Source organism: Pustulibacterium marinum (assembly GCF_900116665.1).
Taxonomy (GTDB): domain Bacteria; phylum Bacteroidota; class Bacteroidia; order Flavobacteriales; family Flavobacteriaceae; genus Pustulibacterium; species Pustulibacterium marinum.
Genome location: NZ_FPBK01000006.1, coordinates 197,118 through 204,167, shown reverse-complemented (window position 1 = coordinate 204,167; position 7,050 = coordinate 197,118). Strand labels below are relative to the sequence as shown.

Below are 7,050 nucleotides of genomic sequence, written 5' to 3'. Positions count from 1 at the left end.
TATCAAGCGGTGGTAGCCAAGAGTAAATGGCAAAGTTTGAAGCGTTCGCTGAAATATCTGACCAAGAAAACGCTACCAATGAGCTTTGATGAGCGTATAGGGCGGTTAAATCTACTTATACGTGGCTGGGTTAATTATTTTAAACCAGCATCCATACAAGGTAAACTTAAAAAGCTGGACGAATGGCTGCGAAACCGAATACGGTACTGCATTTGGCATGATTGGAAGAAACCCGAACGCAAACGGAAAAACCTAATTCGTTTGGGCATACCCCAAGGACAAGCCTATGCATGGAGTCGAACCAATATGGGAGGTTGGGCAGTAGCTCAAAGTCCTATTCTACGAACCACAATAACGCAATCCAAACTACAGAAAAGAGGCTATCTAAGTATGCTAACATACTATAAGGGTTAGTATCATTTTCGAACCGCCGTATACGCGACCCGTACGTACGGTGGTGTGAGAGGCGCACCGTGGACTTATCGTTCACGGCCGTCTACTCGATTGTGCGTTCGGCTTTTATTTTTCATTTTTTTCTTTCCAAATTTTCTCAGCTTCTATTAGCGGTTTATGCCAGTCCCAAAGCTCTTCCAATGTTGAAATGTCAGATGGTATTGGGTTTGATTCGCTGAAAGCTTCGTCAGGTGTCATTGGTAAAATATGTTGAAAATAGCTTTCACTCGTCCGTCTTGGATTTAGTGCTAATGAAGAACTGAAGTAATCAGTCGCATAATCGTAATGGTGAGAATGAATAAACTTATCCCATCTTTTTACAACCGTATCTTCGTCTTGAATGTCAACGATTTCAAATTGCTCCATATTCCTGGCATCCTTTCCTCCATATGCTTCATCGAGAAGTGTAACAGCTTCGACATCTGTACCGGGGGCTCCATAGCCAAATACAGTTACCAGTTTTGTTGAATCATCCTTTAACCAATACTTGAGTCGATCCCATTCCATCGAAATGAATTCATCGTCATTGTAGTTCTTTTGTTTTACAGGGTAAAGCAGTTTGGTCGGCTCAAAATATCCTCCATCTCTTCTCATATACATTCCTGCTGGTCCACATCTTTTATCTTCTGAACTGTAGCCTATAGATACATTTCCATGAAGAAAAGACATCAATGGTAAATCCTTTGTGAATTCACTGTTTCTGCAAAACGCTTGATAAAGAAAAGGATCCCAATTGAATGTTGCGATTAAATCTCGTGGTCGTAACGATAAGACTAAGTGGTCATAAATCGTTGGTGCTTCTGGTAGTTTCATATCTCCGAAATACTCTTGGACACGGGATTCAATTTCTCTTATTTCATCTGATTCTGGGTTATCTTCATGTAAATTGCTATACAGTTGTTCAAAATTTTCCGCTTGTAATTTTTCAGGGATTGTACTCACAATGTCCTGAAGTCCTACAATTTCTATGAAGTTATCCATTGAAGGCAATTGCTTGCCATTCATCTCAGGGTTTCTAAATGTCGAGGCAATGCTCGCACCTGCACCAAGTATTACTACATGTCCACCACCCATGACTGTATTTATTCTATCTTCTTTTGTTAGCGGCATATTCCAAACTCTTATTTTTTATAATAATCGATTTCATCTCTCATAAGACTTTCAATTTCCAACCATAGTTCTCCCATTCTTTTTCCTCTTTCTTCATGTCCAATGCTTTGTAATTGCTTTGCATTGTATTCCAAGTCATTTTTTGTAGAAAGATTATTTATAACTGATTGAAATTCGTTAGTGTAGTCATTAACTAACGTTTTGTATTCAGTGATTTTAGGTAATAGCTTTTCACTTGCCACAAGTTTTAGTTTGTTTAATTCGTAGTTGACAATCATCATCGGTTGCAGCGAGTCTCTTGTTGTTTCTAAAAGATTTTCATTGAATTTTAATAAGGCATTATTTATTCTTTCTTCGTCACCTGTTAGCATTTCGGCCATAAATTTAGTTGAAATTCCATAAGTTGCATTAGGGTTTTTGCGCATACTAATGCTCATTTCATCCATTTGATTCATGAAATTTGAGTAAACCTCAAATCTTTTTTCAATTGCTTTATCTTTTTTTTGGTATTTGCGATTCAATCGGAATTGGATAATACCCCAAATCCATCCTAAAATGCCTAATCCAATTATGAAGTAATCCTTAGTTTCCACTTTTAGTTATCGTTTTTAATCCTTTCTAGCCTTAATTCCGTGCTTGTCGTTGAAAATTCAGCTGGTCGAATCAATTTTCCTTTTTCTAAAGAACTAATAATGTATTGTGAAAAGCCTCTTTCACATGCATAATTATCAGCTGCATATTCTCCTTCAATATTCTTTTTATCTGGATTGAGGGCATGGCCTATTTCGTGAAGAACAATTGCAGTTCCCTCTTCAGATGAAAATAATTTAACCGTATTTAAATCTATAGTTATAATGTTTGAACCATTTTCTAAATCAAAACTTAGTTTGTTTTGGGAAGCAGGTGAAAATATTGGGTTGAAATAAATCTTATTAGTCTCCAATGCATTGAAGTCATCTATAGACAGCGATAAAATTAATTTCTTGTAAATCCCTAATTTGGCTAGTTTGCTAATACCCACTTGGTTCAGCATTCGGCTTGCCATTTTTTCGGCTTTCTGTTGTTCCTCTTCTGTCATTCGGTGTTTTTTTTAGCTGACGCACAACTTGTTTATATCACCATAAAGATACAACTTTTTTACACAAAACAGATTGCTAAAAACCATAATAGCAAAAACACCCCATAGCATATACCAAAAAGCACCACTACCCCACAACTATCAAATCAAAAAACCAAACCAACTAAAATGCTAAAATCTAATAATCTAACACCCTAATAATCTAACACCCTAATAATCTAACCATCTAACCATCTAACCTAAGAACATCCATCATGCAACCCATGCAGTTCCTGCTGCAAAGCAACCTTTTGCGGTTTGTTGAGTTTAAGCCCATGCAAAGTGTATATTTTTGGCTTCGGGTAGTGCTCTAGCAGCGTATACGTGCCATGAGAGTAGATCAACTTGGTATACCCAATAGTAACCAACACCTGTGGGCGGTCGGCCAATCTACCCTTAAACATATGGTTAAACACCCCACGAATCACATCCGTAAGAATCGTAAAACTAATGGTATCTCTCGCATGCGGATACTCCAACATATCATACGGTATCACACGCTTTTGACCATTAGGCAGGGTAATGCGTTGCAACGGCACCGGTTGGTCGTCCGATACATACACCTGGTACACCGCATAATGCAAAAAGCCGCCACAATCCTTATACCCCAAAACCGCAGCAGAAATCTCCACATCGTTAAACAATACAAATTCATAATCCGGATACTTCCGCTGTAACCCCCGCAACACACAATCCTCACCACCCAGCACCAAAGCAGACTTTTCAGTAACCACCCCATACTTATTACGCTTGCGATACACACTAGAAATCTTCGAAATCAACACATCTGGTTTCATACAATACTATACTTATTTAATTAAAATCATTTATAAACATCACCGCTAATGCTAGCATCTCGCTCATAACTCTCTCCCCCATCATCCAGAATCGTCATCCTGAACTCGTTTCAGGATCTCACCACAAAAAGCTAATAGCTATAAGCTAACAGCTGAAAGCTAAAAAAGTCCTAAGTCTTACATCCTATGTCAGGCTGAGCGGAGTCGAAGCCTCACAAGCCCACTGCTAGCACAACCATCTCACTCTTTACCACTTCCAAAAAGCAACACACCCGAGTGAAGCTTTGATCGGCCTACGAAGAGATTTCGTAAAATTTGCAGTAGGGCAAAGCGTTAAAAATACATCCAGTGGATGTATTTAGCGATAGAGCCAGCTGGCGCGAGGGGAAAAGCAGCTTATGCTGTTTGAGCCAGAATCTGATAATATACAAGCTCAAACACAGGTAAAACAGATTTTCATGGACAGATAATTACCTTAATGGCGAGTTCATAAGGTGTAGGTTCCGAACAATAAATTTAGAAATCAGTTCGTAAGCCTAGACTTTTTTGTTTCTTTTTTTGGCAATGAAAAAAAGAAAGCATGATCTAGCTCATCATATAAAATATCCCAAATCCTACATCTATTAACAGTTCAAGCATTATCAAAAACAACCACCCCCATCATCCTAAACCGTCATCCCAAGTATTTTCAATACTTTCAAAGGATTGAAAATGTATCGAGGGACAGGATCTCATCATAAAAAAGCTAATAGCTGACAGCTAACAGCTGAAAGCTAAACGTCCTATGTCCTACATCCTATGTCAGGCTGAGCATTATCAAGAGTAAAATATATTTTAATCGAAGATACCTTACGGAGTAATCGAAACGCTTACTGTTATAGCTAAGACAACTATAAGGGCTTCGACTCCGCTCCTGACACTAGAAATAAAACAAAACTAACAATCTAATATACTAGCTATCTGAACTACTGAAAAAAACCGTCATCCCAAGTGTTTTCAATACGGTCAAAGGATTAAAAATATACCGAAGGACAGGATCTCATCATAAAAAAGCTAATAGCTATAAGCTAACAGCCAAAAGCTAAAAAAGTCTTAAGTCCTATATCCTATGTCAGGCTGAGCATTATCGAGAGTAAAATATATTTTATTCGAAGATACCTTACGGAGTAATCGAAGCCTAATCAGCAAACCTCCAACCCCCAATAATTCCGAAAAAACCGATCCGTAGCCTCCACCTCATAATAAAACCGATTATGCTGCTTTACCGCCACCAAATGTCCTCTACGCACCATGCGCAAAACCGTTCGCTTGCATACATGGTGTCGGTCCGCCACCTCTTTGGTAGATAAAAACCGCCCTTCCAAATGCAAGTGTTCCACCAGTTGCAATAAGTACGACGTTTGTTCCAATACCTGAACCACCAATGAAGGGTCCAGATAGCTCATAAGCTCTTGTTTGTTCTTTTTCATAACAATGAATGTTTTTGATTAGGTTGATATTAAAATTCTAAAAATCATACTGCTATCACCAATAGGTAAAACCGATGGAATATAGCAGGAACCTTCCATTTGGGGACATTGGGGAAAAAGGGGCATTAGCAAAGCAATCATAAGGGAGAAAAACACCAACTGCATATTGATGAGCAAATTACACCTCATAAAAACACCAATCAATACGTATTTCTACGTGTTTTTACATAACGGTTAGTATAAATAAAAGAATACCCAACCGAACAACCACCGAACGACAACCGAAGGATAACACAAGGATGACACAACAATCACACAAGGATGACACAAGGTCAACACAACAAAAATCAAAATCGCGACATCTTGAATTGAGTTAAAATACTGAAAATTAGCGATGTATACAAATATTTAAAAAATGTTGTGTACAGTTCGTGTACACTTGGTGTACTATCGTTCGCCATCAGTTGCAAACCTCGATGACACTTCGCAACTTAGCCATGTCGAATAGAAAAATAATTATTAACACTTTAAAAATCATGTAATCATGGCAATTAACAAAGACAACATTATCGTAGAAGGTGCCAGCGGAAAGTTTGGCAAAAAATTAGTCTTCAGACAAAGAGGGGTGCTTACCATTATGTCCAAAGCACCAAAGAAAACAACCAAAGCTCCCACAACAGCACAGATAGAGCAACGCGAACTATTTGGCGAAGCAAGCATTTATGCAAAATCTGTAATTGCAAATCCAGAGCTAAAGGCCATTTATCAGGCAAAAGCAACAGGAAATCAAAGTGCGTACAACGTGGCATTCAAAGACTACCTCACAGCACCTACATGTGAATTTGAGCTCAGCGGCTATACCGGAGCCATTGGTGACATCATCAAGCTAAAGATCAAAGATGTGATAGAAGTTACCAACGCTGTAGTAAGTATGTACGATGCCGAAGGGGTACTACTGGAAGAAGGCAACGCCATACAACAAGATAACTTGCTATGGTGGAACTACACCACCACTACCGAAAACGCCTCCCTACCAGGAACTAGAATTGTGGTAAAACTCACCAGTTTCCCGGGTAACGTGTATGAATATGTGGCCATCATCGAATAACCACACCCCACATCCAACAGCGAGAAAACAGTAAACTGCAGTTACTGTTTTTTTGCGTTAATACAACTCAAAGCTACAAATCACAATAAATTATCTTTCCCCCGCTAGCGCGAGCGTCTCGCTCGTGACTTTCATATATTCCAAATCCTACATCTATTAACAGTTCAAGCATTATCAAAAACATCCACCTACGTCATCCTGAACTTGTTTCAGGATCTCATCATTGATATAACAAAGCCCAACACTCCATCATCCAAAACCGCCATCCCGAGTATTTTCAATACTGTCAAAGGATTGAAATTGTATCAGGATCAAGCGTAAAGAAACAGTTCAGTGAACTGTTTTAGCGAAGAGGCCGGCTGGCGTGGAGGCAGCATCTCACCAACAAAACTAAAAATCTAAAATACTAAAGGTCTAAGTACTAGAAAAAACCATTCAACATTTATAATTCAACATTCAAAATAATAAAAAAGCTAATAGCTAACAGCTAACAGCTGAAAGCTAAAAACGTCCTAAGTCTTACATTCAAAGTCAGTTCAAACATTATCAAAAACATCCACCCACGTCATCCTGAACTTGTTTCAGGATCTCACCATCGATATCACAAAGCCCAACACTCCATCATCCAAAACCGCCATCCCGAGTGGTTTCAATACTGTCAAAGGATTGAAATTGTATCAGGATCAAGCGTAAAGAAACAGTTCAGTGAACTGTTTTAGCGAAGAGGCCGGCTGGCGTGGAGGCAGCATCTCACCAACAAAACTAAAAATCTAAAATACGAACGGTCTAAGTACTAGAAAAAACCATTCAACATGTATAATTCAACATTCAAAATAATAAAAAGGCTAATAGCTAACAGCTGAAAGCTAAAAATGTCCTAAGTCTTACATTCAAAGTCAGTTCAAACATTATCAAAAACATCCGAGTGAAGTTTTTATTGGCCTACGAAGAGATTTCGTAAAATTTGCAGTGAAAGAACCGTTAAGCAGCTTATGC

General features: G+C 38.5%; 7 protein-coding genes. 2 read left to right on the top strand and 5 right to left on the bottom strand.

What is annotated here, in order from left to right; all coding sequences use genetic code 11:
• Positions 1–414: group II intron maturase-specific domain-containing protein (locus tag BM383_RS10370; RefSeq protein WP_317040075.1), on the top strand; the 414-nt coding region annotated here is incomplete at its 5' end.
• Between the two features lie 105 nt (positions 415–519).
• Here the strand turns inward: BM383_RS10370 and BM383_RS10365 are convergent.
• The 5 genes from BM383_RS10365 to BM383_RS18720 all read right to left on the bottom strand — a co-directional run bounded on the left by BM383_RS10365 (position 520) and on the right by BM383_RS18720 (position 4,946).
• Positions 520–1,563, bottom strand: coding sequence for a hypothetical protein (locus BM383_RS10365; RefSeq protein WP_093025061.1), 1,044 nt, complete (start codon positions 1,561–1,563; stop codon positions 520–522).
• Positions 1,564–1,574: 11 nt separating this feature from the next.
• Positions 1,575–2,156, bottom strand: coding sequence for a hypothetical protein (locus BM383_RS10360; protein WP_093025060.1), 582 nt, complete (start codon positions 2,154–2,156; stop codon positions 1,575–1,577).
• A gap of 2 nt (positions 2,157–2,158) precedes the next feature.
• Positions 2,159–2,641 carry a M48 family metalloprotease gene (locus tag BM383_RS10355; protein WP_093025059.1) on the bottom strand — a complete coding sequence of 161 codons (483 nt, stop codon included), beginning with the start codon at positions 2,639–2,641 and terminating at the stop codon, positions 2,159–2,161.
• A gap of 239 nt (positions 2,642–2,880) precedes the next feature.
• Positions 2,881–3,390, bottom strand: a complete 510-nt coding sequence (locus BM383_RS10350) for a hypothetical protein (RefSeq protein WP_143106401.1) — start codon at positions 3,388–3,390, stop codon at positions 2,881–2,883.
• A gap of 1,268 nt (positions 3,391–4,658) precedes the next feature.
• Positions 4,659–4,946 carry a helix-turn-helix domain-containing protein gene (locus tag BM383_RS18720; protein WP_143106400.1) on the bottom strand — a complete coding sequence of 96 codons (288 nt, stop codon included), beginning with the start codon at positions 4,944–4,946 and terminating at the stop codon, positions 4,659–4,661.
• Between the two features lie 544 nt (positions 4,947–5,490).
• Between BM383_RS18720 and BM383_RS10345 the strand changes: the two genes are divergently transcribed.
• On the top strand, positions 5,491–6,054 hold the full coding sequence (locus BM383_RS10345) for a hypothetical protein (protein ID WP_093025057.1): 564 nt from the start codon (positions 5,491–5,493) through the stop codon (positions 6,052–6,054).
• The last annotated feature ends 996 nt before the right edge of the window (positions 6,055–7,050 follow it).

Coding starts and splice junctions, on each gene's coding strand:
- BM383_RS10355 (WP_093025059.1), bottom strand. CDS start 2,641: ATGACAGAAGAGGAACAACAGAAAGCCGAAAAAATGGCAAGCCGAATG.
- BM383_RS18720 (WP_143106400.1), bottom strand. CDS start 4,946: ATGAAAAAGAACAAACAAGAGCTTATGAGCTATCTGGACCCTTCATTG.
- BM383_RS10345 (WP_093025057.1), top strand. CDS start 5,491: ATGGCAATTAACAAAGACAACATTATCGTAGAAGGTGCCAGCGGAAAG.
- BM383_RS10365 (WP_093025061.1), bottom strand. CDS start 1,563: ATGCCGCTAACAAAAGAAGATAGAATAAATACAGTCATGGGTGGTGGA.